Origin of the sequence: Mesorhizobium sp. M6A.T.Cr.TU.017.01.1.1, assembly GCF_004023115.1 — a bacterium.
In the GTDB taxonomy this organism is placed as follows: domain Bacteria; phylum Pseudomonadota; class Alphaproteobacteria; order Rhizobiales; family Rhizobiaceae; genus Mesorhizobium; species Mesorhizobium mediterraneum.
On sequence record NZ_RZTA01000065.1, the window covers coordinates 12,695 to 35,779 of the forward strand.

Annotated in this window: 37 protein-coding genes; 12 read left to right on the plus strand and 25 right to left on the minus strand. The window is 60.7% G+C overall.

Annotated elements, in window-relative coordinates; translation table 11 throughout:
* Positions 1 to 121 precede the first annotated feature (121 nt).
* From EOB36_RS20335 to EOB36_RS20395, 14 genes are all read right to left on the minus strand, one after another.
* Positions 122 to 469: a hypothetical protein gene (locus tag EOB36_RS20335; RefSeq protein WP_128285550.1), complete on the minus strand. Its 348-nt coding sequence runs from the start codon at positions 467 to 469 to the stop codon at positions 122 to 124.
* 17 nt (positions 470 to 486) lie between these two features.
* Positions 487 to 792, minus strand: coding sequence for a hypothetical protein (locus EOB36_RS20340; RefSeq protein WP_128285551.1), 306 nt, complete (start codon positions 790 to 792; stop codon positions 487 to 489).
* A complete protein-coding gene (locus EOB36_RS20345) occupies positions 789 to 1,298 on the minus strand; it encodes an ead/Ea22-like family protein (protein WP_128285552.1) in 510 nt (169 codons plus the stop codon). Before EOB36_RS20345 ends, EOB36_RS20340 begins: the two co-directional genes overlap by 4 nt.
* The gene (locus EOB36_RS20350) at positions 1,295 to 1,627 is read right to left on the minus strand and encodes a hypothetical protein (RefSeq protein WP_128285553.1); all 333 of its coding nucleotides are present in this window, start codon (positions 1,625 to 1,627) and stop codon (positions 1,295 to 1,297) included. The genes EOB36_RS20345 and EOB36_RS20350 overlap by 4 nt, the downstream gene beginning before the upstream one ends.
* Positions 1,624 to 1,854 carry a hypothetical protein gene (locus tag EOB36_RS20355; protein WP_128285554.1) on the minus strand — a complete coding sequence of 77 codons (231 nt, stop codon included), beginning with the start codon at positions 1,852 to 1,854 and terminating at the stop codon, positions 1,624 to 1,626. The genes EOB36_RS20350 and EOB36_RS20355 overlap by 4 nt, the downstream gene beginning before the upstream one ends.
* A complete protein-coding gene (locus tag EOB36_RS20360) occupies positions 1,851 to 2,081 on the minus strand; it encodes a hypothetical protein (RefSeq protein WP_128285555.1) in 231 nt (76 codons plus the stop codon). The genes EOB36_RS20355 and EOB36_RS20360 overlap by 4 nt, the downstream gene beginning before the upstream one ends.
* Positions 2,078 to 2,332, minus strand: a complete 255-nt coding sequence (locus EOB36_RS20365) for a helix-turn-helix transcriptional regulator (protein WP_128285556.1) — start codon at positions 2,330 to 2,332, stop codon at positions 2,078 to 2,080. The genes EOB36_RS20360 and EOB36_RS20365 overlap by 4 nt, the downstream gene beginning before the upstream one ends.
* Positions 2,329 to 2,832 carry an HNH endonuclease gene (locus tag EOB36_RS20370; protein ID WP_128285557.1) on the minus strand — a complete coding sequence of 168 codons (504 nt, stop codon included), beginning with the start codon at positions 2,830 to 2,832 and terminating at the stop codon, positions 2,329 to 2,331. The genes EOB36_RS20365 and EOB36_RS20370 overlap by 4 nt, the downstream gene beginning before the upstream one ends.
* The gene (locus EOB36_RS20375; protein ID WP_128285558.1) at positions 2,829 to 3,023 is read right to left on the minus strand and encodes a hypothetical protein; all 195 of its coding nucleotides are present in this window, start codon (positions 3,021 to 3,023) and stop codon (positions 2,829 to 2,831) included. Before EOB36_RS20375 ends, EOB36_RS20370 begins: the two co-directional genes overlap by 4 nt.
* Before the next feature lies 1 nt (position 3,024).
* Positions 3,025 to 3,387 (minus strand): helix-turn-helix domain-containing protein, encoded by a 363-nt coding sequence (locus EOB36_RS20380; protein WP_128285559.1) that lies wholly within the window; start codon positions 3,385 to 3,387, stop codon positions 3,025 to 3,027.
* Between the two features lie 9 nt (positions 3,388 to 3,396).
* A complete protein-coding gene (locus EOB36_RS20385) occupies positions 3,397 to 4,338 on the minus strand; it encodes a hypothetical protein (protein ID WP_128285560.1) in 942 nt (313 codons plus the stop codon).
* Between the two features lie 3 nt (positions 4,339 to 4,341).
* A complete protein-coding gene (locus EOB36_RS20390) occupies positions 4,342 to 5,325 on the minus strand; it encodes a YqaJ viral recombinase family protein (RefSeq protein WP_164897569.1) in 984 nt (327 codons plus the stop codon).
* Positions 5,322 to 5,705, minus strand: coding sequence for a hypothetical protein (locus EOB36_RS34435; RefSeq protein WP_164897570.1), 384 nt, complete (start codon positions 5,703 to 5,705; stop codon positions 5,322 to 5,324). The genes EOB36_RS20390 and EOB36_RS34435 overlap by 4 nt, the downstream gene beginning before the upstream one ends.
* A gap of 228 nt (positions 5,706 to 5,933) precedes the next feature.
* Positions 5,934 to 6,554 (minus strand): helix-turn-helix transcriptional regulator, encoded by a 621-nt coding sequence (locus tag EOB36_RS20395; protein ID WP_126105977.1) that lies wholly within the window; start codon positions 6,552 to 6,554, stop codon positions 5,934 to 5,936.
* Between the two features lie 77 nt (positions 6,555 to 6,631).
* Between EOB36_RS20395 and EOB36_RS20400 the strand changes: the two genes are divergently transcribed.
* The 12 genes from EOB36_RS20400 (at position 6,632) to EOB36_RS20455 (ending at position 16,783) form a co-directional block, all read left to right on the plus strand.
* A complete protein-coding gene (locus EOB36_RS20400) occupies positions 6,632 to 6,865 on the plus strand; it encodes a hypothetical protein (protein ID WP_128285562.1) in 234 nt (77 codons plus the stop codon).
* A gap of 206 nt (positions 6,866 to 7,071) precedes the next feature.
* Positions 7,072 to 8,682: a DNA methyltransferase gene (locus tag EOB36_RS35255; protein ID WP_245467845.1), complete on the plus strand. Its 1,611-nt coding sequence runs from the start codon at positions 7,072 to 7,074 to the stop codon at positions 8,680 to 8,682.
* 36 nt (positions 8,683 to 8,718) lie between these two features.
* Positions 8,719 to 9,207 carry a hypothetical protein gene (locus tag EOB36_RS20410; RefSeq protein ID WP_128285564.1) on the plus strand — a complete coding sequence of 163 codons (489 nt, stop codon included), beginning with the start codon at positions 8,719 to 8,721 and terminating at the stop codon, positions 9,205 to 9,207.
* Positions 9,207 to 10,112, plus strand: coding sequence for a phosphoadenosine phosphosulfate reductase family protein (locus EOB36_RS20415; protein WP_128285565.1), 906 nt, complete (start codon positions 9,207 to 9,209; stop codon positions 10,110 to 10,112). The genes EOB36_RS20410 and EOB36_RS20415 overlap by 1 nt, the downstream gene beginning before the upstream one ends.
* Positions 10,112 to 11,593 carry a DEAD/DEAH box helicase gene (locus EOB36_RS20420; RefSeq protein WP_128285566.1) on the plus strand — a complete coding sequence of 494 codons (1,482 nt, stop codon included), beginning with the start codon at positions 10,112 to 10,114 and terminating at the stop codon, positions 11,591 to 11,593. Before EOB36_RS20415 ends, EOB36_RS20420 begins: the two co-directional genes overlap by 1 nt.
* Before the next feature lie 11 nt (positions 11,594 to 11,604).
* A complete protein-coding gene (locus tag EOB36_RS20425; RefSeq protein WP_128285567.1) occupies positions 11,605 to 11,880 on the plus strand; it encodes a hypothetical protein in 276 nt (91 codons plus the stop codon).
* Entirely contained in the window at positions 11,877 to 12,236 is a 360-nt protein-coding gene (locus tag EOB36_RS20430) for a hypothetical protein (protein WP_128285568.1), read from the plus strand. The genes EOB36_RS20425 and EOB36_RS20430 overlap by 4 nt, the downstream gene beginning before the upstream one ends.
* Positions 12,233 to 12,655, plus strand: a complete 423-nt coding sequence (locus EOB36_RS20435; RefSeq protein WP_128285569.1) for a hypothetical protein — start codon at positions 12,233 to 12,235, stop codon at positions 12,653 to 12,655. Before EOB36_RS20430 ends, EOB36_RS20435 begins: the two co-directional genes overlap by 4 nt.
* Entirely contained in the window at positions 12,642 to 15,521 is a 2,880-nt protein-coding gene (locus EOB36_RS20440) for a toprim domain-containing protein (RefSeq protein WP_128285570.1), read from the plus strand. The genes EOB36_RS20435 and EOB36_RS20440 overlap by 14 nt, the downstream gene beginning before the upstream one ends.
* 157 nt (positions 15,522 to 15,678) lie before the next feature.
* Entirely contained in the window at positions 15,679 to 15,981 is a 303-nt protein-coding gene (locus EOB36_RS20445) for a hypothetical protein (protein WP_128285571.1), read from the plus strand.
* Between the two features lie 66 nt (positions 15,982 to 16,047).
* Positions 16,048 to 16,290, plus strand: coding sequence for a hypothetical protein (locus EOB36_RS20450; protein WP_128285572.1), 243 nt, complete (start codon positions 16,048 to 16,050; stop codon positions 16,288 to 16,290).
* 205 nt (positions 16,291 to 16,495) lie between these two features.
* Complete coding sequence (locus tag EOB36_RS20455) at positions 16,496 to 16,783, plus strand: hypothetical protein (protein WP_128285573.1); 288 nt, start codon at positions 16,496 to 16,498, stop codon at positions 16,781 to 16,783.
* Between the two features lie 553 nt (positions 16,784 to 17,336).
* Here the strand turns inward: EOB36_RS20455 and EOB36_RS20465 are convergent.
* The 11 genes from EOB36_RS20465 to EOB36_RS20515 all read right to left on the minus strand — a co-directional run.
* Positions 17,337 to 17,999: a hypothetical protein gene (locus EOB36_RS20465; RefSeq protein ID WP_128285575.1), complete on the minus strand. Its 663-nt coding sequence runs from the start codon at positions 17,997 to 17,999 to the stop codon at positions 17,337 to 17,339.
* An 11-nt stretch (positions 18,000 to 18,010) separates the two neighbouring features.
* Complete coding sequence (locus EOB36_RS20470) at positions 18,011 to 18,190, minus strand: hypothetical protein (protein WP_128285576.1); 180 nt, start codon at positions 18,188 to 18,190, stop codon at positions 18,011 to 18,013.
* A gap of 78 nt (positions 18,191 to 18,268) precedes the next feature.
* Positions 18,269 to 18,478 carry a hypothetical protein gene (locus EOB36_RS20475; RefSeq protein ID WP_128285577.1) on the minus strand — a complete coding sequence of 70 codons (210 nt, stop codon included), beginning with the start codon at positions 18,476 to 18,478 and terminating at the stop codon, positions 18,269 to 18,271.
* A gap of 45 nt (positions 18,479 to 18,523) precedes the next feature.
* Positions 18,524 to 18,967 carry a hypothetical protein gene (locus EOB36_RS20480; protein ID WP_128285578.1) on the minus strand — a complete coding sequence of 148 codons (444 nt, stop codon included), beginning with the start codon at positions 18,965 to 18,967 and terminating at the stop codon, positions 18,524 to 18,526.
* A gap of 359 nt (positions 18,968 to 19,326) precedes the next feature.
* Positions 19,327 to 19,695, minus strand: coding sequence for a hypothetical protein (locus tag EOB36_RS20485; RefSeq protein WP_128285579.1), 369 nt, complete (start codon positions 19,693 to 19,695; stop codon positions 19,327 to 19,329).
* A complete protein-coding gene (locus EOB36_RS20490) occupies positions 19,679 to 20,062 on the minus strand; it encodes a hypothetical protein (protein ID WP_128285580.1) in 384 nt (127 codons plus the stop codon). Before EOB36_RS20490 ends, EOB36_RS20485 begins: the two co-directional genes overlap by 17 nt.
* Complete coding sequence (locus EOB36_RS20495; protein WP_128285581.1) at positions 20,059 to 20,451, minus strand: hypothetical protein; 393 nt, start codon at positions 20,449 to 20,451, stop codon at positions 20,059 to 20,061. The genes EOB36_RS20490 and EOB36_RS20495 overlap by 4 nt, the downstream gene beginning before the upstream one ends.
* On the minus strand, positions 20,451 to 21,098 hold the full coding sequence (locus EOB36_RS20500; protein WP_128285582.1) for a hypothetical protein: 648 nt from the start codon (positions 21,096 to 21,098) through the stop codon (positions 20,451 to 20,453). The genes EOB36_RS20495 and EOB36_RS20500 overlap by 1 nt, the downstream gene beginning before the upstream one ends.
* 1 nt (position 21,099) lies before the next feature.
* The gene (locus tag EOB36_RS20505) at positions 21,100 to 21,300 is read right to left on the minus strand and encodes a hypothetical protein (protein ID WP_128285583.1); all 201 of its coding nucleotides are present in this window, start codon (positions 21,298 to 21,300) and stop codon (positions 21,100 to 21,102) included.
* 83 nt (positions 21,301 to 21,383) lie between these two features.
* Positions 21,384 to 21,602 (minus strand): hypothetical protein, encoded by a 219-nt coding sequence (locus EOB36_RS20510; RefSeq protein WP_065012462.1) that lies wholly within the window; start codon positions 21,600 to 21,602, stop codon positions 21,384 to 21,386.
* A gap of 76 nt (positions 21,603 to 21,678) precedes the next feature.
* Positions 21,679 to 23,085 (minus strand): DUF4942 domain-containing protein (locus tag EOB36_RS20515; protein ID WP_348631806.1); only part of this gene is annotated, 1,407 nt, incomplete at its 5' end.

The window sequence follows — 23,085 nt, forward strand, 5'->3', positions numbered from 1 at the left end:
TGTTTGTTCCGCCTAGCCTGCATCTTTATAGCGAACTTACGGCGCTGCTAGAAACGAAAAATCCGCCGAGGCGCGCGCCTCGGCGGATTTGATTCTCATGATGCGCTCGGTCTGTCTGGCGTCACCACTTCTTCCCGCCGGCGGCTAGCCGCGCCTCGATCTTGTGATCCGCACGGACTTTGTTGAAGGCGCGCTTTTCCTGATAGGCTCCTTCGAGGTCGTACCCGTGCGCTCCTGCATAATCAAAAATGCGAATGAGCGTGTCCGCAAGCTCCACCTCTGCCATTGAACGGGTTGGCAGTTTGTCGTCCATGAGGTCTTTGCGCTCACCTTCCATGCACTCGGCAATTTCGGACACCATGTGCATCAGAAGCTCACCTTTGTTCCGCTGCATTTTCTTGCCGTCCAAGCCTATCCACCACTGCATGTTATCGGCGTGGCTCTCGCGGGCATATTCATTGAGGTTCATCTAAAAATCTCCGAGGTTTAGAAGGGAATGTCGTCATCCAAAGTCGGCGGCTGCGGCCGGGAGAGCTTGCGCCTAGACCGGCGAAGCTTCATGTCGAGATCATAAATCGACGGCAACAAAATGCGCCGATAATAGAAGCGGTCGAACCATGCACGCCGAAGCCGTTGCAAGATCGTCTTCGGTATCGGCGCAAGCGGGCAGCGCCGGTAATGCTCGCCATAGTGCGGCGCGCCGCACCCGTTGCATGGCTCCGGCTCCCAATCGTCATGGCCGCCGGCCACGTAATAATCTTCGTCTTCGTCGTCATCGTAATATCCGCTCATTTGGCGTCTCGCCGGTCCAGCCGTTCGATCTCGGCGATGATGAGCGCGCCGGCCTTGACCAGCATTCGGCGCGCGCCGCCCTCGATCTTCCACCACGACTTTCGCCACGGCCATATCGCAGGCGGCGATTTATGACCCCATTTCAGCTTTGAAACCGTGGCTCCGAGGGCGTAGCAGGCGGCAGCGTTGGCAAGCTCGCCATTGGCGTGAGCGTCGTCATGTTCCGGCGTCCAGCCCTCGCCCTCGACCTGGCGCCGCCGCTCGGCGAGCACGTCGCGAACGGCAGCAGTTCTGCCCATCGCCTCAGCCTTCAACGCCTCGATTTCGGGGGCGTCGGGGATTTCGCTTTCGTGCAGAACGGTAAAGTTTTCCGGCTCTATGGCCGCCTCGGCGTCGGCCTCGGCCTTGGTGTATCGGCCGGCCGATACCTTTTCGGTCGTGTAGCCCGCGCGGTTCGCGCGGTAGAAATAGCCGCCCTTACGAATGAGCCATTCGCGCCCGCTCATAGCCTGGTCACCTCGCTGGCCTCGACTGTGAGGCGCGGCCATTTGCCGTCCTCTTTGATCCATAGCCAAATCTTGTCATTAGCGGGGTCCGGGTTTACCGCCAGCACTTCACCAACGCAGTGCTCAACTTCTGACCAGCTAACGCGATTGCCTACGGCGATGGCGTGCCGCACAACCTTGGCGATATCAGCGGCGCAAAGTTGCGGGCACTCCCCGCTTTCGCCGAACTTCACATAGACGGAATCGTCGTGAACGCTTTCTGTCACCCTGCCTTTGCAAAGAACGATGTCGCCTTTTCGGTAGGTCGGAATTTTCTTCTCGGCCGTCATTCTGATACCTCTACAATTAGCCAGTCATCGCCGCGCACGTCCGCGCCTTTGGCGGTGAAGGGGAACGGCGGGACATCGCCGAGCTTGTTCTTATCGAAGACGACTAGCGCTTCATCGACGCCGTTCCACGGCACCACAGAGAGCCGCACGGTGCGGCGCGGGTTCCACGCGGCACGCTGGACGGTGTGACCGTCAAGAACGGCCTGCATCGCCTCGGGGAAGGTCACAGGACTATCTCTGATTTGATTTCCGCGAGCGCATCGGCGAGGGCTCGGGCGGTTTGAGCCTTGAGCCTGGCGCGGTGCAGCGGTTGCCAGTAGCCGTCGCCCATCGCGCCTTTGTGCTCATGGGCGTAGGCGAGATCAGCGGCTAAAACGGCTTCCTCTTTGGCGACCACTGTCTCGGCTGCAGCCGCCTTGCGCGACGCGGCTTCATGAAGTTCCGCGAGCGTCATTTGCGCCGCCTCATCACGACGTCGAAGCCGAGCGTTTGCGCCACGGCGACCAGGCATCCCAGGGTCGGCTCGCGTTGCCCGCCGTTCCACGCATAGAACGAATTCATGGATACCCCGGACTTGTCTTCCATGTCCGCGATTGGCATCCCGACGCGCTTCCGTTCCGCGTTGAGTGCGGCCATTGAGCGGCGTTGGTTGCAGAGATCGAATTCATCGATCTCGGAAAAATCTTCAACCGGTTTCGCGGTCATTTCGCCCCTCGCATCATTTCCCGAAGCTTGATCTTTTCCGGCGCGCTCATGTGGCCGGCTATTTGGTTGCAGGCGAAATGCGAAAGAAAGCAGTTCGACATGTGGTCGGGTCCGCCGTGCGCCCTGGACACAAGGTGCTCTGTGGTCACCTCGTCATCTGGCACGGAGTGGGCGCCGGGGGCGGGCAGGATGCGGGCGCAGTAGAAACACCCTGGCCCGTCCCGCTTTGTCAGCGCGACGTATCTGCCGCGCGTCTTCCGCCGCGCCGCGCCGCCCCTCTTGGTCGCCGCAAGGCTCGGGGTGCGGCCCGCGTTGTATTCGCTCACGATGGCGAGAAGTTCTTTCGGCCACCGCTGTTTTCCGGTCTTGTCCGCATAAACAACATGCGTCCCGGTTGATGAGCGGACCCGGATGATCTCCCGTTCGCTGGACGCGTCCAAAACCTCGGCGCCCCGGTCGGTAAGCCACGACTCGAAGTGGGCGAGGTCGCGGACGGTCACAGCAAGCCCGCTTCCCGCGCCAGGTCCGCCGGCACCGTCAAGACGTGCAGCGGGCCGGCCGGCGAAAGGTCCACATGGGCAAGAGAAATCCAACCCTCGCGGCCCGTCTCGCAGCACCGGACCAAGGCGGCCCGGTCGTAGCTGTCCACGAGCTTTACCGTGCGGGTGATGGCTTCATCCTCGGCGGCCATGTCACTCCCCCTCATCGCGCGTCTTGGTGCGCTCTTTCGAAGTCACAAAGTTTTCGATTGTCTCGGCCCGATAGAGAATCCGGCCCTGCTTTTTGACGTAACCGGGGCCGGTTCCGAGCACCCGCCAGCGGGCGAGCGTGGGCTTGCTGACGTGCAGAACGCTTGCGACGTCATCAACGGTTAGAAGCACCTCGCCGGTGGAGGCAAAGGCCACCGCGCGAGCTTCGTTGCTTTGTCCGATTGCCAGCGCCACGGCCTCGGTTTTCTCGGCCACGTTGGCGACGGCACGCTCGCAAATCGCTAGCGCCCGGCGAGCGCCGGACGTTGCGATGCGAAGGTCGCGAATGAGATCAACACCGGACATGAGGGCTCCTTATGCCGGGTCGTAGTTGTCGTCGTCGTCATCGGTGCCGAAGACATCGTCGGCACCATCGGCGCTCCCGGCGTTACCTTCGCCGTCCTCAAGCAACACGCCGTCTTCATCGTGGGCGGGTAGTTCGTCCGCCACGGCTTCGATGACTGTCGGCGCCGGCTTCGCCTTCGCCTTCGGCTTGTCCGCTGCCTTGGCCGCTGCCATCGCGGCATGAACCCCCTTCGGCCTGCCCTCGGGCTTGGTTTCCGTCTCGGCCGCTACCGTCTCGGCCTTCGGCGTGATGTCTTTGATCTCGGCCATGTCCATGGCCTCGTCGGCGGTCGACATGCCGTTGAGAATATGCGGGGCGTAGAGGCGCCCGAAGAAAGCGGCCGACCGATACATGAGCATCAAGTCGTCCATCGTCACCCACTTCGAACCGGGGCGGAAATACCAGCCTTCCGCTACTGCCATGGCGATGGACACGGTCGGGCCTTCAAGCACCTCGCCGGTGGCCTTCTCGACCGCGTAGGCGGTGCATTCCTTGTTGATGACGGTCGCTTTGACAATGCGACTCTGCCGGGCGCCTTTCGGGCCGGTCCATTCGGTCTTGGAAACCTCTTGCTGCCCGAGGTTCACTTTGCGGAAGCGGATCGGCGAGAACAGGCCGCAAGCATTGAGCGCGGCGATGATGAATTGCGATGCCCAGGAAGGCCGGCCCTCGATCACGTTGAGGTTTTGCATAACCATGATGGGCGGGATCTGCATCCGGTTCGCCATATCGAGGGCGATCAGGGCGTTACCCATGTTGCCCTCACCCTGGTAGGCGGCGGGGACAAGGTTCGAAGATGTGAGCGCCTTGCAAAGACGCTGGCCGGCGGCGAAATCGGCCTCGCTTGAGAATACCGAAATCGCGCGGTGTGACGGTGGGGTCGCCAGGGCGACAGCTTGACCGGTTGTCATGACTTATGAGCCTTTCTTGGGCTTCGGTTTCGAAAGCCGGAGGTTGCGATAGGTGGTTTCGGGGTAGTTCACGACCGAGGCGGCGCGGTGCGTCGTGGATGCGGAAAGCTTGAAGCCGCCGCCGAAGATCGTTTCAGTGTCTTTGATGAAATCGAGCAGTTCCGCCGCCGCGCGGGTCTTGTCTTCCTTGGCGAGCTTTTCCGCGATGTCGGCGTCGTACTTCGCCGTCATGAGGGCCTTGAGCTTCACCGGGTCCAGCGCGGGTTCTTCGCCTGGGTTGTCCAAGTCAAAGGACTTCGCGACCGTGGCGTGCCGGTACAGGGTGCGGATGGTTTCGTAGTCCGCGAGGTAATCGGCTTGCGGCGCCTCATTCCTGGCGACCCGCCCGTGCATGTCCTCGACCCGCTTGAAAATTTCGCTGATCACTTCGGCGTCGCGGTCCCGGCGGAACGTCCGCACAGAGTTGCCGCCGATAAGGCCGGCCACGGCGCCCCAAAGAAATCCGGTGACCCCGAGTTGGTGTTGCACCTGAAACTCGATATGCGGCGGCGCCTCGTCATCTGACCAATCCTTGCCGGCGATGAAAAAGTCGACATTCTTGATTTCGAGACAGCCGAAGCCGAGTTCGGGGTGCGCGGGGTCGGTGATGACGTAGTCGGGGGAAGCCCCCATGCCTGCCACTGCCTTGGACCTGGCGTAAAGGAAGGGGTGGGCGTCAACGATTTGCCAACCATTGTCAGCGCAGACGCCCGAAGCGATTGCGTTTTGCAAACGCTTGCCCCAAGTCATTCGCTCCGTTTCGGTGAATTCAACTGTGATGTTGCCGGCCATCTGGTGGAACATGTCGAACGGCGTCATGTAGGGGCTACACCCGAACAGCGCAGCGGCGCCCGTAGCGGTGATGTCCGGCTTCCGCAGCTTATGCCAGGTCGACTCTTTGCGCGGCCAGAACCATTCCGCTTCGGCCGAATATTGGGTCTTGCTCATGACGCCACCTCGGCGAGCGCCGCCGCCTCGATCACGCTTCGGAAGGTGCGCCAGCGGCCGGAATGGAACATGCCGAGCGTGTCGACGCCTTGACCGTCGAGGCGGTGGGTAACGCCGCCGGTGCCCTCGACCCACGCCTTGGACAGGCGGACGTCGGACCCGGAAACGTGGACCTCGGCGAGCAAGGTTCCCATCGGGATCGCGGTGCCGACCGTAAGCTCGCGGGCGCCTTCCGATACCGGGATATGGCGGTCGATTTCGGCGTCGCCTTCCCATTCCGCGACGATGTCATTAGGGCATGCCGCGCCGCCGGTGAGGTATTCGCCGTGCTTATCGAAAGCGCCGACACCGTCAGCGTAGAACCACGCGGAGCGACCCATGATGTCCCGGGTCGGCTCGTCTTTGCCATCCCGAAAAGGCCGCAATGGCCCGACCTGTTTACCGCTCCGCGTGCGGTAAACACCCCCCGTAGAAACCAGCATGTTACCCGAATCCTTCGTTTGCGTTTTGCTAACTGTTTGTAATATGCAAACACGCTATCGATGGCGTCAACTGGATTCTGCAACCAAATGATAAAATTCGAAGTTATTAACCGACCAGCGGTTTTATCAGGCCGACGCGGGCTTCATCAGCAGGATCGGCGCGTACCACTCAATCTCCGCTTCCTTTGGTTCGGCGGTGCCGAGGCGAAGAAGATTGTAGCTGCCAGGAGTGTAGCCGCGCCGAATCGTGCGCAGCAATATTTCCCCGTCCTTCGTGCCGACAACGCATCCCCGCCCGACCATCCTGTCGTCGGGCTCCCGCCTCGCGCCGGACACCACGATCCAGCCGTCGAGGACATCCATGTTGGATTGAGGTGTCCTGAATTGAAACGCGGTTGCGCCGGGCTCGACGCTGACACCGATGTCGATTCTCTTTCGCCTCGCGCCGGGCTCGCTGTGGACGCGGGCACTCTCGTCAATCCAGCCTTCGAACGGCAGGAGGTGAGGCGCCGAGACGTCGCCGGCTTTGATGCCATCGACTCGGATGCCCATGTTTTCAATGACGTCGGAGACGGTGACGCCAAGTATCCGGGCCATGTCGGCGGCCTTCTCAAGCTTGAGCTTCCGCTTGCCGGACAGGAGCATGCTCATTGTGGACCTGTCGATATCGAGCATTCGGCCAAGACCGGATTGCGAAAGCCGGTGCTCTTCAAGCTTCCGGCGAAACCAATCAACATTGGGTTTCATCAACTCATTCCCTCACTCATGCACTTTCTTCAGCTTGCCATACCAAACTTGTTAACATTTAGCAAACGATATCAACGATGACAGTTAATTCCCCTTTGCAATATGTCACGGAATTGTTCGCAGAGGGCAAGCGTGCCGAACTGGCACGTCTGCTCGGCGTGAGCCGATCAACCGTAACAGGATGGGACAATTTAGAGCGCCGCCCCGATGGAATGGGCGGAACAATCCCTGCCGCCTACATGTCGAAACTGCTCAAAATAGCGGCACAGCGGGGAATCAAATTGGATTTCTCTAAAATTTTTCCGAGTTGATCTTTCGATTGCGGCCATTTCTGGGCTTGCGTTTGTAAACCGAAAGTGTTTGCATTATGTCAACGTTTATCGGATTGTAGCAAACGTGGATGCCGAGGGCAGACTTTGGGACTTTAGATGCGAGGTCTGCGGTAAGTCCGCAAGCTTCGGTTACAACGTGAAAATACGGGTCGGGCGGCTCGGGAACTGGCGTTGCTTTGCGCATCGTGTTGACGAAACGCAAACGCTTCACCAGCCCGAGCACCGTGTCGAGCCCGCACCGGCGGCACCGGCGCCACCACCTCCAAATCAAGGGGATCTGTTCTGACATGATGGGCAACACCGAATTCTTGGACGGCCGCGTCTCGCTGCTTTCCGGCGACTGCCGGGAGCGACTCAAATCGTTGCCGGACAACTCTGTCGACGCCGTTGTGACAGATCCGCCTTACGCACTTGAATCCATCCGGAAGCGGTTCGGCGGCGAGAATGCGGCGCCTGCTCAACATGGCAAGGATGGCGCCTTCGCTCGCCTCGGCCGGGGGTTCATGGGGAAGCAATGGGATACCGGCGAGGTCGCGTTTGACCCCGAATTCTGGCGCGACGTTCTTCGCGTCCTGAAACCTGGCGGCTTCCTCGTCGCCTTTTCTGGCACCCGTACCTATCACCACATGACTGCCGCCATTGACGCCGCCGGCTTCGAAGTCCGGGACTCGATGCTGAACATGATAGCCAGCGATACCGCTGTGATCCGTTTCTTGGCAACGCTGTCAGCCGAACAGGTCGAGGCGTTCTTTCGATGCTTAGAGGAAAGCACCTTCGGCGGAATGCTGGCGTGGTGCTACGGCACCGGAATGCCTCACGGCCTCAACGTTTCGAAGGCCATCGACAAGCACCTCGGCGCCGAGCGCGAAAAGAAGCCGGTGAGCGGGGCGCCGGCCTATCAGCGCAGCGTCGGGAACACCCGGCCATGGATGGATGACCCCGATCACATGGTTGACGGCGACGAAGCTGTTACGCCGGAAGCCATCGAATGGCAGGGATGGAACACGAACCTAAAACCGGCATGGGAACCGATCTGCATGGCCCGGAAGCCGCTTGATGGCACCGTTGCCGAGAACATCCTTGCCCACGGCACCGGCGGAATCAACGTTGGCGCCTGCAAGATAGACGCCGAGAAGGTCACAGGATGGAGCGGAAACGCGGCTGGCGGCGGCACATGGACCGATGAGAACAGCGGCCTTTGCAAAGATGGTGAAGCCAGGCCTTCCGAGGGGCGCTACCCGGCGAACATCATCACGGACGGCAGCGCCGAGGTAACGGCGGCCTTCCCAAATGCTGCAGGCGCACAAGGCCGCGTCACCGGGCGGGAGCCAAGCGAAAGCACTAAGAACACCCACGGCAAATATGAGGCGCGGGCCAAAAGCGAGCCCCGAGACGATTCCGGTTCCGCAGTGCGATTTTTCTATTCTGCGAAGGCGGACGGCGACGACCGTCTCGGGTCAATGCATCCGACTGTGAAGCCGGTTGATGTCATGCGCTGGCTTGTCCGTCTCGTCTGCCGCAAGGGCGGCACCGTGCTTGACCCGTTCGCCGGAACAGGCACCACGGGCGAGGCCGCGTTTTGGGAAGGCTGCAACGCCATCCTGATAGAACGCGAGGAAGAATACCAACGCGATATCGCGAAACGCATGTCGCTTGTGCTCGCCGGCCCGGACGCCAAGAAACGGGCCAGGACGGAGCCGGAACCGGCCGAGGGGCTTCCGCTCTTCGGCGAGGCAACCGTCGCCCACGTCACGAAAATAAATGCAGCGCGCGAACTGGCTATTGCCACGCACTGAGTGTTGACGAAACGCAAACACTTCGAAGGAAATCACATGAAATGGACAGCCGAAAACAAGGCCGAGGCGGCACGCCTTTGGTCGAGTGGAATGACCGGAACCGAGATCGCTGGTGTGGTCGGTTCTTCGCCCGAGGAACTTTACGGCCTCGCGAGGCGCAACCCGGTCTTGTTCCGCCCTCGGGGCCACGGCAAGACGCGATTTAAAAGGACAGCGGCGCCGCCGCAAGTGGAAAGCCCGGCGCCGAAGCCGTTCAAGGTGAAGTTTCCCGAGAAGGCGCCAGGCTATCCCGGCGTTCCGAATGGCCGACTCACCTCATGCGGATGCGAGTTCCCGCTTTGGGGCCATCACGAAGAGTTTGACGTCGCGACTTCACTGTTTTGCGGGGCGCCGCGGATTCCTGAAAGCCGGCGGCCCTACTGCACATTTCACGCCATCGCCACCGCCGGGACAGGCACGCCGGTCGAGCGCCGAGCCGTGCGTGACGCCATCGTGGTCGGCTCTCGTGAGGCCGTGGCGGCGTGATGGAAGAGCGGCGACTCCTGGTTAGCTTCTCTGGCGGTGAGACTTCCGCGCTAATGGCTAAGATTTGCAAAGAGCGCCTTGGCAACGAGTATGACCGGATCGAAACCGTCTTTGCCAACACCTCGGAAGAGAACGAAGAAACCCTTGTCTTCATTGACACTTGCGACCAGGCGTTCGGTCTTGGCGTCCACTACGTTGAGGCCAAGATCAACCCGACCCGAGGGCAAGGGACTAGATTTGAGAAGGTGGATTTTGCCTCCGCTCACCGAAGCGGCGAAATCTTCGAATCCGTAGTCGCAAAGCATGGGATACCTAACAAGGCGTTCCCGCTCTGCACCCGCGAACTCAAAGCATACCCCATACGTGCTTTCGCCAGGGAATACCTAGGATGGGAGCCAGGTTCTTACGACACAGCAATAGGCATCCGGATCGATGAATTCGACCGCATGTCGAAGGATGCCCGCAAGCAACGGCTGATTTATCCGTTTGTCTCTCGCTGGCCGCATCGCAAGATTGACGTAAATGAGTTCTGGCGAAACATGCCGTTTCGCTTGGGGCTGAAGGGCTACCAAGGCAATTGCCGCGCCTGCTGGAAAAAGTCTTTCCGCAAGCTCTTCACGATCATGAAGGAAAACCCGAGCGCGTTTGATTTCTTCGAACGCATGGAGCGGGATTATGCGCACGCCGGGGCCGGCGATGGCCCCCGTGTATTTTTCCGGGAGAATAGGTCTGTCGCGGATATCCGCGAGTTGGCTAGAACGACTCGTTTCAAACTCGCGTCTGATGACTCGCGCGAATACCAGCAAGATCTCTTTGGACCCTTGGCCCTCGACCTGGCGGGTGGGTGCTCCGAATCGTGCGAGGTCGACTTTAGTGTTGACGATTTGCAAACGGAGGTCATTTGATGGCCTTCGTCCTTCGCCCCTACCAGCAAGAGCTCATTGTCGAGGCGCGGGACGCGCTTCGCGAGGTGAATTCCGTTCTTGTCCAGATGGCAACAGGCGGCGGGAAAACCGGCCTCGCCGCCTTCATGGCATCCTCTGCGGCGAAGCGCGGGAAGCGGGTCGTGTTCGGCGTCCACCGGCGCGAGCTTATCAAGCAAACCGCGCTCACCTTCGACAAGGTCGGGATCCCCTACGGCATCATTGCTTCGGGCATGACTGGCGACCGCCGTCAACCTGTGCAGATCGCCAGTATCCAAACGCTCGGCAAGCGGATGGACCGATACGGCGCGCCCGACCTCTACGTGCCGGATGAGGCCCACCACGCCGGGGCGAAATCGTGGGCCGACATCATTGAGGAATACGCGAGCAAGAAATCCAAAATCGTAGGGCTGTCCGCGACGCCGGAACGCATGGACGGTACCGGGCTAGGGAAATGGTTCGGGCGGATGGTGACGGGGCCGAGCCCGGCTTGGCTCATGGAGCAAGGCTACCTCGCCACCTATCGCATGTTTGCCCCGACCTCGCCGGATCTCGGCGGGGTCAAACGCACCGGCGGCGACTTCAATAAAGCCGAACTTGAAAAGCGGATGGGTGCCACCGCCATCACTGGCAACGCGGTCGAGCATTACCGGCGCCTCGCCCATGGCCGCAAGGCAATGATCTTTTGCGTGTCCATCAAGCACAGCTTGAGCGTGGTCGCGCAATTCCAAGCCGCCGGCTACACCGCCGCTCATATCGACGGCGACTCCCCGGATCGCGACGCCATCCTTCGCGCCTATGAACGGGGCGCAATTCAGATCCTGTCATCGGTGGACCTCGTTTCCGAGGGCTTCGATTTGCCGGCTATTGAGGTCGCCATTCTGTTGCGACCGACGCATTCGCTGCCGCTGTTTTTGCAGCAAGTCGGCCGCGTCCTTCGCCCCGTCTACGCGCCAGGTTTTGACCTCGACACCCAGGCGGGCCGCCTCATGGCGATAGCGGCGGGGCCGAAGCCTTACGCCCTCATTCTTGACCACGCCGGCAACAGTATTCCGAAGGACCAAGGCGGGCGCGGCCACGGCCTCCCCGATGACGACCGGGAATGGACGCTTGAAGGCCACAAGAAAAAGAAGCGGGCCAAGGACGAAGACGAGGACGACGAGCCCGCCGTTACCTCCCGCCAGTGCCCGAACTGTTTCCGGGTCCATCCGCCGGCCCCGACATGCCCGCAATGCCAGCACGTCTACCCGACCATGGGGCGGACGGTGAAAGAGCTTGCCGGTGAACTCGCCGAGGTCGAGCGCGTCGCCCGCGTCGTCGCGAAGCAAGAACAAGCCTCTGCGAAGAGCTTGGACGACCTCGTCGCCCTCGGAAAGATGCGGGGAATGAAGAACCCGCACGGATGGGCGAAGCACGTCCACGCCGCCCGAATGTCGAAATCTCAAACCCGCTACGTCCGATGAAAGGTTGCCCGATGCCACGATCATACAATGACTATATCAAAACCGGCCAATTGACCGATTTGGAGGCCATCAAGCACAACACAGTGCGCCAGGGTGGCCGCGTCGCGATTGCCGCCGCGCTGGCCGCTCACGCCCGCGACGGCCTGCCCGCTGATGCCGCCGCTTTCGGTGTCCTCGATACCATCGCGGTAAAGTTGGTCGAGTGGTATGGCCCCGCCGCTGCCGGCGAGGTGTTGCGCCACTACGCCGAGGTTTGCGAGCGCCAGGTCGCGAAGGTGGACGCATGAAACCGGCGCACCTTCAAATTCTGCAACACTCGCTTGGCTTGGACCAATACGGGCGCGGGACCTCGAACCGCGATCACTTCGTTACCGGCGAGGGTGGCAAGGACCACGCCGCTTGCGTCGAGCTTGTTGAACTTGGGTTCATGATCCGCCGAGCCGCTGTTGAAATGTTCGGTGGCGACGATCTCTTCCGCGTCACCCCCGCCGGCAAGAAAGCCGCCATTGAAAACAGCGAGGCGCCGCCGAAGGTTCCGCGAAGCAAGCAACGTTACGCGGACTATCTCGCATGCGATTCCGACGTTCCCTTCGGCGACTGGCTGAAATGGAAGGAACGGCAGCGGCGAGGGCTCGCACTATGAGCACCGGCACCGCACTTATGAACCGCTGCCTGATCGCGCTGTCAAAAGCGGGCGCAACGGTGTGGAGAAACACCACGGCGGCGGGATGGGCCGGCAAATCGTTTTCGTTGTCGCGTGGCGAGGTTTACCGTGCGCGGGGCGGCGAGCGAGTCGTGCTTGACGCTTATCCAATCAAGGCCGGCCTTTGCGAGGGGTCCGGCGATATCATCGGCCTCAACACAATTGAAATCACCCAGGACATGGTCGGCAGGCGGGTCGCCGTCTTCGCATCATGGGAGGTGAAAGACGGAAAGGGCCGAGCCACACCGAAGCAATCCCATTTCGCCGAATTCGTCGCGGCGGCCGGCGGCATCGGAACGATCATAAGAAGCGAAGCGGAAGCGCTCGAAACAATCAAGGCGTATCGTGGCAGACAGTGACGAAAAGAAGATCCTCGAATTCATTGAGGCGATGCGGTCGGCCGGCGTCTATCTGGACACCGCGAGCACGCGCGGCTCGTCACATCCCATAGCGGACGGCAAGATACACCGCGCCAACGCCCAGGGAAAAGCAAAAGCCAAAAATCAGCACATATGGTATGTCTTGCATCTGGACTCCCCGGCGTCCGGCGCCTTCGGCGATCTGCAAACCGGAGTACAGGACACATGGACGGAGAAGCGGCCGTCCTCAATGACCCCGGCGGAACGGGCCGCCCTGAAACAACGCATGGTGGATACGCAACGCCAGCGGGACGAAGAGCGCGCCGCGCTGCACGCCGCTGCTACCGCCGCCGCAACCGCCATCATGGCGGTAACCGAGAAGGCGCCGGCAACTCACGCCTACCTGGCGAGGAAGCGCTTGCCGCCGTTCCCTGGTCTCAGGCACCTCAAGACAAATGTGCGTTACGTCATCGACCCCGAGGAAGACACCCGCACCGCTCGGGCCGGCTCCCTTGTCGTCCCGATCTACACGCCGGCCGGCGCGCTTGTCAGTGTCCAGCTTATCGGCAATGACGGAACGAAACGCTTTCTCAAGGGCACCGCGAAGGAAGGGAACTACCATTCCATCGGCAAGAAACCGGAAGAGCCTGGCGCTGTTATCGCCATAGCCGAGGGCTACAGCACCGGCGCTCGAGTCCATGAGGCAACAGGCTTCCTCACCATTGTTGCATTCGACGCCGGCAACCTGGCGTCTGTATCGAAGGCGATCCGTGCGAAGTATCCGGAGTCCCGGCTACTCTTCGCGGCGGACAATGACCGGCTTACCCCGATGCCGGACGGCCGGATGAATCCCGGCCTCACCAAGGCACGCGATGCAGCGGACACCGTTGGTGGTATCGTGGCGTTCCCCGAGTTCGACGCCGCCGATATCGAGCTAACCGACTTCGATGACCTCGCGCAGAAATACGGCCTTGACCGGGTTCGCGCTGTTATCGCCGCCGTGGTTGATCCGCCGGTCGGGCCGAACGAAAGCAACCCGCCGCCGGCCGAGGATGACGGCGGATACCATCCGGACGACCAAGACCATGGCGGCGAGGATGACACCCGAGGCGGGAGCCCACGCGGCGCCGATGGCGAGGTCGAGCACCCGCTGGCAAGCTTCGGCGATCCTCATTTCCGCTGCCTCGGCGTTGACGAAACCATGCTGTTTTTTCAGCCCGCGAACGTGGCGCAAGTCATCGGACTCAACGCTTCGGCGCTGTCATCTTCGAACATGATGCGGCTCGCGAAGCTGCAATGGTGGGAGTCCGAATTTCCGGGCGCGAAAACTGGCGTCGACTGGCAAGCCGCGATCAACGCTTGCATGCAGGCTTGCATGTTCCGCCGCAAGTTCGTGCCGCACAATTCGGTGCGGGGCCGAGGTGCCTGGTTCGAAGGCGAAACCGCGATCTATCATGCCGGCGACCGCCTCATTGTGGACGGCGAGGAAACATCGTTTCACGATCACAAGAGCCGGTTCGTTTATGACGAAGGCGAGTCCATGGCCGTCGAAATGGATGCGCCTATCTCGACCGCCGAGGCAAGGAAGTTCCTGGCGCTTTCCAAGAGCCTGAGGTGGGTTTCCCCGCTGTCCGGCTACTTGCTCGCGGGATGGTGCGTCGTCGCCCCGGTGTGTGGCTTCCTGAAATGGCGGCCTCACGTTTGGGTCAATGGTCCCTCGGGTTCCGGCAAGTCGACCGTGATGGATCAGATTGTGAAACGCTGCCTCGCCGCCACCGCTCTAAGCGTTGTCGGCAACACCACGGAAGCCGGTGTGCGTGGGGCGCTTGGCATGGATGCGTTGCCCATCATCTTTGACGAGGTGGAGCCGAAAGATCAGAACAATCAAAACCGGATACGGGCAATCATGGATCTCGCGCGCGTCGCGGCGTCCGAAGGCGACGGCCTCATTCTCAAAGGAACCGCGAACCAAAAAACGAAGGGTTTCAGGGCGAGGTCTATGTTTGTGTTCGCGTCCATCGTCACGCAAATCGAAGGCTACGCGGACGAATCCCGGATCACGCAATTGACGCTCGCGGACCCCGCACAGGACACAGACGAAGAGAAGGCGATCAATAAAAAGCACTATGAAAAGCTGTTGTCCGATATCGTGGACCTTCTGACACCGGCTTTCTCGAAACGGCTACTGGCGAGGACGATCAAGCATCTGCCCACGCTTCGCGCCTATGTTGATGTCTTCACCGTCGCGGCGGCTCAACACCTCGGCAGTCAGCGCCTAGGTGACCAGTTGGGACCAATGCTTGCCGGCGCCTATCTGTTGAACACCACGAAGCCGGTCACGGTTGAAATGGCGCTGGAATGGCTTCGTGGCAACGACTGGACCGATCACAGCGCGAAGGGCGCAACCAAGGACTCCGACCGGTTCCTGCAGCACATCACCGGCTATCTTGTCCGCCACAACACCCCGGAGGGCGGGACCTGGGAGCGGACGGTCGGTGAGCTTCTCGAGCTCGCCGCCTACGCCGCCGATATGTTGCCCTCGAATGATGGCTACGGCACCAAGGAACCGAACAAGAAAAAGGGGTCCGCTGTTGCCGCGCTGGCGCGCATGGGGATCAGGGTTTGGCATGGCGCGGAGTCCGGCCTCATGGTGGACATCACCACCTCGCACGAAAGCTTCAAGCGGCTTGTGTTGAGGTCCACGGAATGGGCGTCCACCAAGTACCGGGACATCCTCAAGGCGATCCCTGGCGCCTACAGCGGCAAGGGGAACCGGTACTTTTCGAGCGGCATCAACACGCCGTTTGTCACGGTTCCGCTTAACGCCTTGCTCGGGGAACGGGAGCCAGGCGAAGACGACGAATGAGCGTTGACAAAACGCAAACGACTCGCGTCTACTCAGTTCGCAAAAGCACTGCACAGCCCGGTGGAACGACTCGGCGAGAAGCAGCTACGGCTAGGGGGTAAGGCAGTTGATTCCCCTGGCAACAAACCTTCGCCAATTCCGGCGAAAAGAGGAACAGATGAACAAGGCAAGATTTCTTCTCATGTCTGCACTTGCCGTCGCCACGCTCGCCTTTTCGGCGGTGTCAGCGCCGGCTTTCGAGTTCGAACGCGTCACCGTTACCGCCGCCAGCATGGAACACCCGCCGGCCGACATCGCGGTTCCGGCGGATCTCGTCATCGCCACGGCCTCGGAAGACTCGAGCCGAACGCGGGCCAGCGGCGCCGAAAGCACCGCCTCCGTTTACTTCGCCGTCTACAGCGCCACCTCGCCGGCCATCATCGGCCGCCACCGAACTTTCGCGGTTCCCTGGCAAAGCTGACAGCTACGAATGCACCCCGAGCCCGGCTTAGCGCCGGGCTTTTCTTCACGATTGGAGAGTTTAGACATGGCCGCGATGCGAGCTAAAATGCGTCTCAATCATATCGACAAACGGCACAATGGGCAGGAAACGCTCTACTTCAACCCGGTTTCCGCCTCGAAGTACCCGGCCGATGGAAGCGACGAAAACAACACCTATTCCCGCTTTTCGCCTTCCGGAATGCTGTCACTTACGGTGGTCAATCCCGCGTTGATCGGCACGTTCGCCGAGGGCGAGGAATTCTATCTCGACTTCACCAAGGCGAACTGAAATCCCATCCAGCGCGGCACCTCGCGGCGTTCGGTGAACGAAGCGATAGAAGCTACATCAGGGCTGACCATTAGCGACAGCTACGGCCAAGGGGTAAGGACCGCTGATTCCCTTGGAGATATTAGAAGCCAGGCGCTAACCACGCCTGGCTTTTTTGGTCTTGGCCGTATTGCGCGCCAGGTAGGACCGACGCTAGGTTCCCGTCATGAACAAGATCCTTGCCGCGATCCTCGCCCTAGGCTCCACCTCGGCCGGCGCCGAAGAAATGGTGATGACACCAGCCATGTCGAAGGCGGCAACGGCGCTCATTCAAGAACAGGGGTATAACTGCCCCGTGGTCAAGATGGTGTCAGGGAAGGGCCAGGACGCCCGAGGCGCCGTCATGAAGGCGTGGTGCGGGCCGGACGATGGAACCGACAACGTCTACACCGACTTCACGTTCAAGCTCACCGCCCGGAACGACGGCAACTTCGAAATCGCGGAGTGGCGCTAACGTACCTCAAAGGCTTGTGGCCTGGCGTGCCGTGGTGAAGAGCTTCGCCGAGATCCCGCATATCCATTTCTTGGCCGCAGGCCGGGCAGATCTGAAAATGCTTCGCTTCGTCCTTATAGGGGTCGTCACGATCAACGCCCTTGTAGCCGGTCCCCGCGTTGTTGGTTGGTGGCCGCCTCGGTGTGTCCGCATTCTTTGATTCTCGTCGCATCAAACGGCAACGCGGGCGACGCGTTTTTGTTGCGCCGGTCTTGACCGATGTTCCTGATGTGTACACATAGGAATAAATTCATTCGGAAGAGACGATGCCGAGGCGATGGGCTGATGAGGCCGAGCTAGCCGCGCTCATGATGACGCGCGCCAACGCGGGGAAGCGGGTGACGCTGTCGTCGGAAACGGCGATGTTCGTCGCCTTGAAACTTATAACGGCCTCGGCGAAGCCAACGGCCGCCGAGGTCGCGCTAATGATCTGCGATAGCAAATGCGAGCGGCCGTGTTACCCGTGCCAGGGCAAGGCAAACGGAATCGTCCGCGCCTACGGGAACCGGGCAGGCTAGGCCGCCACGAACCTGATACGGGCGAGACGTTCCTTTAGGGCGTCGACTTCCTCGCGGCGGTCAATGGCGGCATCGACAAGTCGGTGCAGCGGGTGCCCTTCATGAGCGTGACCGGTGGCCTTTAGTTCGGCCCGCACCGCGTCGCATTCCTCGATAACCTCGGCGAGCGCCAGCTTGCAAAGATGGTCGGCTTCGCCTGGCGCCTCGTCATCGGCGGTTGACGGCATAAAGACGACCTCGCTGGCTCCCGTCGAGATCAGTTCTTGAAGCTCTTCGTCGGATAGTTTGCGGTCAATGACCGGGACCGGGCGCACCGCACGACCGAACTGCTGCAGATGGGACATGCCGAGCGGCGGACGCAAAAGCCGGTCAAGGCGGTTAAACGCATCCGGCGTGATCGTGACGCGGACGCCACGGTCGCCCCAAGATGGCTCAAGCAACTGCACCATTGCGACCAGCTTGTCATGCGAGGCGATGGCGCGGGCCACCGTCTTGGCGCGCTCCTCGGCGTCCTCACCGACACACATGACAACGACGTCGCCATCGCTTTGGACGTAGGCGTTTCGGGTGCCTACTGTTGTGGTGATCTTGCCGGGGAACACCTTGGACATCGGCGCATGGGCGCCGCTCAAGGATTCTTGAACCGCTTGGGTCGTCATCGTTTGATCCTTTAGAGTTTGAAGCCGAACATCATGGCGCCGAGGGCACCGCCGAACATGACGGCGGCGAGGAAGATGGCGAGGGCGCCAGTTCCGAGGATGAGCCCAAGGGCAACCATGCCAACGTCTTTTGAGGTCACCGCCGGCTCTTCGAGTTCGGCGTCGGTGAAATGATAGGTTTGAATGGTCATGTCTGATCTCCAATCCGTCAACGAATGATAGGCGATGTGTTTGCGTTTTGCAAACACTAGGGCGAAATAAAAGGCCGGTCACTTACCGGCCCGAAGAATAGCCAGAAGCTTAGCCGCATCACCGCGCGTCTCAGCAGAGCCGATGTACGTGCCCTTGCGGTATGCAAGCCAAGAGACGCGAGTCCCGCGAACGGTCCACGCCTCATCCTTCCGGACGATGCCAATGAGCTCATCGGCATCGTACACGAACTGACCGTCGCTCTTGTCTGACTTCCTGAAGGTGATCATGGCGCTGCATTCCCTTGTTGGTATTCGCAATATACATTACGAATATCAGAAGGCAAGGGGGTTTCCGCAGATTTCAGCGATCAATTTCAACGGGATAGGCTCCCAGACGGAGACGCAATCCAGTTCGCTTTCGTGGATGTGACCGGACAGGATGCAGCCGTACTTATCATAGGCGCCGATACCCTCGGCGATGAACCATGCGGACCTCCCGACTGCATCATTGGGGGCGCCATCCTCTTCGTCGCGAAAGGGGCGAAGCGGCCCCACCTTCATGCCTCCTCGGCCGATGAAGACGCCGCCGGTATAAACGCGGATCGCGTGCCCGGCCCGCTGTTCGGCGATGTTGCGGAAGGTGGTTTGCGGGCTGGCATGTGTCACGGTTTTTCCTCTTGAGGCGCGCGGCCCCGGTTCTTTAATGAGAAAGGCACTGCATGCGAGGTAGGAATTTGTTCCTGTTCTGTTCGTACAAGGGATCAAAGCATAACTCAAGCGAAATCGTTGAACTCAAACGATCACCATAGCTAAACTTAAACGCCCATTTTTTCGGATTGTTGCGTCGTGGCACCAAGCCGGGGGTTAGCAACTCATCGAGACGACGAGCCGACGCGCCTTTAGCCGCTCTCGCAGCACTGGACATGCGCGCGCCGCCCCCGGCCAAAAGCCAGGGTGTGCGGCGCCGCTAAGCGTTCGCACGTCTCGGCGCGTGATGCGCCTCAGTCTCGATCAGGGTTGCTAAGCCCGGCTCGCTTCTATCACAAAGAAAGGAGCCGGCAACAGGTGTTCCATTCGGTAACAATTTGTGAACACAAGTATGTGAGGCGCTATACTTAACGGTTCGCTAAAGTTGGTTAACGCGACGCCGCCGCCATGGCGTCCCAGATATCCCGAGCGTCGTTTGATCCTAGATATGGACCGCTGAAGCTCATCCCTGAGACCGCGTGCAGCATCGCCTCAGTCGGCTCGCGCGGCACCTCCACCGTATCTCCAGGCATCGCCCGGGTGGCAGGGGCGAGGGAAGAACCGGTGAGGGCGTTGAGAACATGCTTCAACGCGTGTGACTGGTGGCCGTGCGTCTTGCCGATTTCATCCGTGGGCAGTCCGAAAAGGCTGAAAAGCTTTAGCCGCTGCTCATCGTTCATATCGCGGAAAAACCAGAGCTTCAGCTTCTCTTTCGCTCGGTCCACCTTCGCGGCCCGATTTTCAGTCTCCGGAGTCATAGCTCATGTCCTTTCCACAATGGATGCAGGCGCCGCGATGATCGCCCCGCCTCGCTTGGTCCTGTGTCGAGGTCTCCGCGCGTTGATGGCCGGGGCACCCCGCCTCTGTGGCGACGCGGGCTTGGAAGCGGTGGGCGTAGATCTGCCCATCGGGGTCCAGCAATTCGATTTCGTTAGGGGTCAGCAGCCCGACCGGGGTGCGCTTCACCCTGGCGACGCGGGCCTCGGCGGTTTCAAGCGGGGCGGCGTCTTTATCGCGCTCCCGCTTAGTCAAGGCGGTTCCGCAACAGGTGCACCGCGCTGTTGCGGTCGGGTAGACGAGGAAGCACGCCGGGCATATTTTGAGGGGCGGGTCGCGGCGGGTCATGTTCGAGTCCTCTTTAATCTAGCCTGCAAAGCGGCGATCTCGGCGTCGCACTCGGCGATAGCGTCGGAAAGGGTGCAGCCCTTCCGATAGCGCCTCCTTTCGGCGATGGCGGCCCGCAGAGCTTGCGCCTTCGTTTTGGCGTATCGTTTGATGTAGTCGCTGCCGATGCGCTCTGCGGATCTCGCCCAAGCGGGGATATTCGGCAACCATCCGAAGTCGCCGTGCTTCGTTGATCTCTTGCCCCATGTGAATGCGGCCTTGGCCGTGAAATAAGCGCGGCCTTTGATGATCGACCGCAGGCCGTATTCGTCTATCTCGACCTTGCCCGTTTCTTCATCGTAGTCGACGCGGAAATAGAACTCGCCGACGACGTGCTTGAGCGCCGCCATCACGCCGCCTCGGCAAGTCTGTTGATGGGCTGCAGGCCGCCCCATTGGTCCGCCATGGCGGCGGCGATGCCGGGATAGAAGCGGGAGCGCTCCCGCCATCTGTCCGCGCCCGGCGATAGCTTGGCGATCCGCTGTTCCCGGCCCTCAACGACGTCGGTCGGCGTAAGAGGCGGAAGGTTTTTCAGCCAAAAGCAGGTACGCTTCACCTCGCCGTGCCCGAACTGCCAGGGCTGGACGCTTTGCGCGAAAGGTTCGTAGTTTGTGATCCTTTCCTTGGCATGCTTGTGCATCACCGGATTCTCAATGCATATCCGGTCAACGGGCGCATTCCAGAAAGCCGAAAACAGCGCGGCGCCTTCGTCCAGTTCGGCCCACATTTGCGGGACCGTCTTTCCCGGCGGTGCCTTCGTCAACCATCGCACCCCGCTGTTGCAAAGCCGGGTGCAAGGCGGGTGCGCCACCATGAGGAGATCCCATCCGTCATCAAGGATGGTTGTCGCGTCGCCCCTGATATGGCGGTTGCTGCCGTCTTCCGAGGGCAGGACATCACATGACCAGGCATCATGCCCGGCGGCGAGAAAGGCGTTGCGGACGGTGCCCGAGAATTCACAGGCGACGAGGACGCGAAGCGGATTGATCGGCTGCATGTCAGGCGCCCAGGATGACGCGGCGAAGCCGCAGAAGCTGGTCGTAGGAAAGGGCAACAACGTTCTTTTCCAGCGCCTCGGCAAGTTCGGCTTGACCGCTTCGCGCGATGGCCTGGCATTCGCGTAGCACCGCGTTGCGCACCTTTGCGGCGAGCAAGGCGTGTTCCGCAGTTTGGGTTTCGGAATCGGCTGTCACGGCCATGTGTCGGGCTCCTAGTGTCCAGTTGCGAAGAATGGCCGGACCCTCGGGGATGGGGCGAAGGCCTCGGCCGATGGATTGGCGGTTCACGCCAACAATTCCGCCAGCAACTCGGCGTCGCTCATGGCGACCGCCGCGACCGGCACAGAACCGAGGAACTTGTGTTCGTTCGCCAATTCCTTTTCCGCTTGCGCTACCTGGACTTCGCGAAAGGCGCGCTCGCCCTTGTTGGTCGCGGCAGCAAGCCGGACCTGTTCGCGGTACAACCGTGCTTCGATTGCGTTGAGGTGTGAAAGGTCGGTCATGGCGGCGGTTCCGGTGTTTGCGTTTCGTTATCCTCAATATACATAGCGCATATCATGTTTGCAATACGCAAACGGTCTAGACGTGATCTTTTTCTGCTGGTTTCCGCATTTTGAGAATGCCGGTTGGCACGTTGGTCCCGGCTTCCGAAAAGCTTCCGGCGGGCAAGTCGTGCCAATCGCCCTTGATCTCGCCATGGTCGTACCAGGCGGTTGCGGGCAGGATCGAAACCAGAGTGCCGCCGGGCTTAAGAAAGCTCATCGCGTGGCGGACGTGCTTGAGGTAGTGCCGCCCGTAAAACGGCGGGTTCATCACCACGAAATCAAATTCGGGCTTTGCCGGGCATTCGAGGAAATTGGCAGTCATGATGTTGTGGCCCTTGGCGCGAGCTTCGGCGGCGCGACCCGGATGCACCTCGATACCAAACGGCCGGCATCCGCGCGCGGTGAGGGCGTCGAGGATGCGCCCGTCGCCGCATGACGGTTCCAACACGCGATGCGCTGGCGGTGTTGATCCTCGCGAATAGTCGCTAGGCTGATAGATGCCGGCGTGGTCAAGCGCCTTCTCAATGACGGCCTGGGGCGACCAGTAGAATTGCAGGTCTTTGGCTATCTCGGTGCCGGGGCGCTTCTGTGCGTCCTCCTCTTCGGCGTCTGGCAGCACCTCGCCATAGAACTCGGCAAGGGCGCGGTTGATATCGAGCAGCGTGGCGGGCGCGAAGAAAACATGCGCGTTGCCGTTCCCAAACTTTCGAATGGTGATGCCGCGATCAAGGGTCTGGTATTCGTCTGTTTTTCCATATCGCGGCTCGCTGGTGTAGGCGCGCCCATCAAGAACAGCATCGTCGCCAGCCTTATGCGCCACCTCGATTGCGCTGAACTCGGCATGCTCCATGAGCGGTTGCCCGCGATAGGCGGCGAGCGCGTTGATGATGTCGCGTAGTTTGTCCCGGCCGTAGGTTCCGAAATAGCTCCCGAAGCTCGACAGGATCACCCGCTTGGGCAGACCCTTTACGCCAATCTTGACCTTGGAATGCGATTTGTAGGCGGGGTCGAGATCGGCGAAGACCTCGGCGAGGCCACGCAATATGTGATGGCGTGGCCGTTCCAGATAGTCGCCGAACGTTGCCTTGGCGTTGTCGAAGGTCAGATCCGGCGGGTTCTCAACCGTCTGGTCGAAAAGCTTGCGATCCCGAGCGCTGGCGATTCGGTCAATCTGTAGGCGGTCATAGATAGCCTTCCAGCCGGATTTGCACAGATTGCGCTTGAGGCTATCAGCGTTGACGTAGGGGCGGTGTTGAGAGACGGGGCCGACGAACTTGCCTTGGATGCAGGCCGCCATTTCTAGGCGGGTGTAAGCGGCCTCGAATGACCGGACCTCGGCATCCATGGCGGCGCGCTTCTGGTCGTATTCCTCAATCAGGTCGGTGACCGTGCTTTGCCGAGCGATGGCGTTCATGGCGGTTCCTAGTGCTTTGTTGAGGTA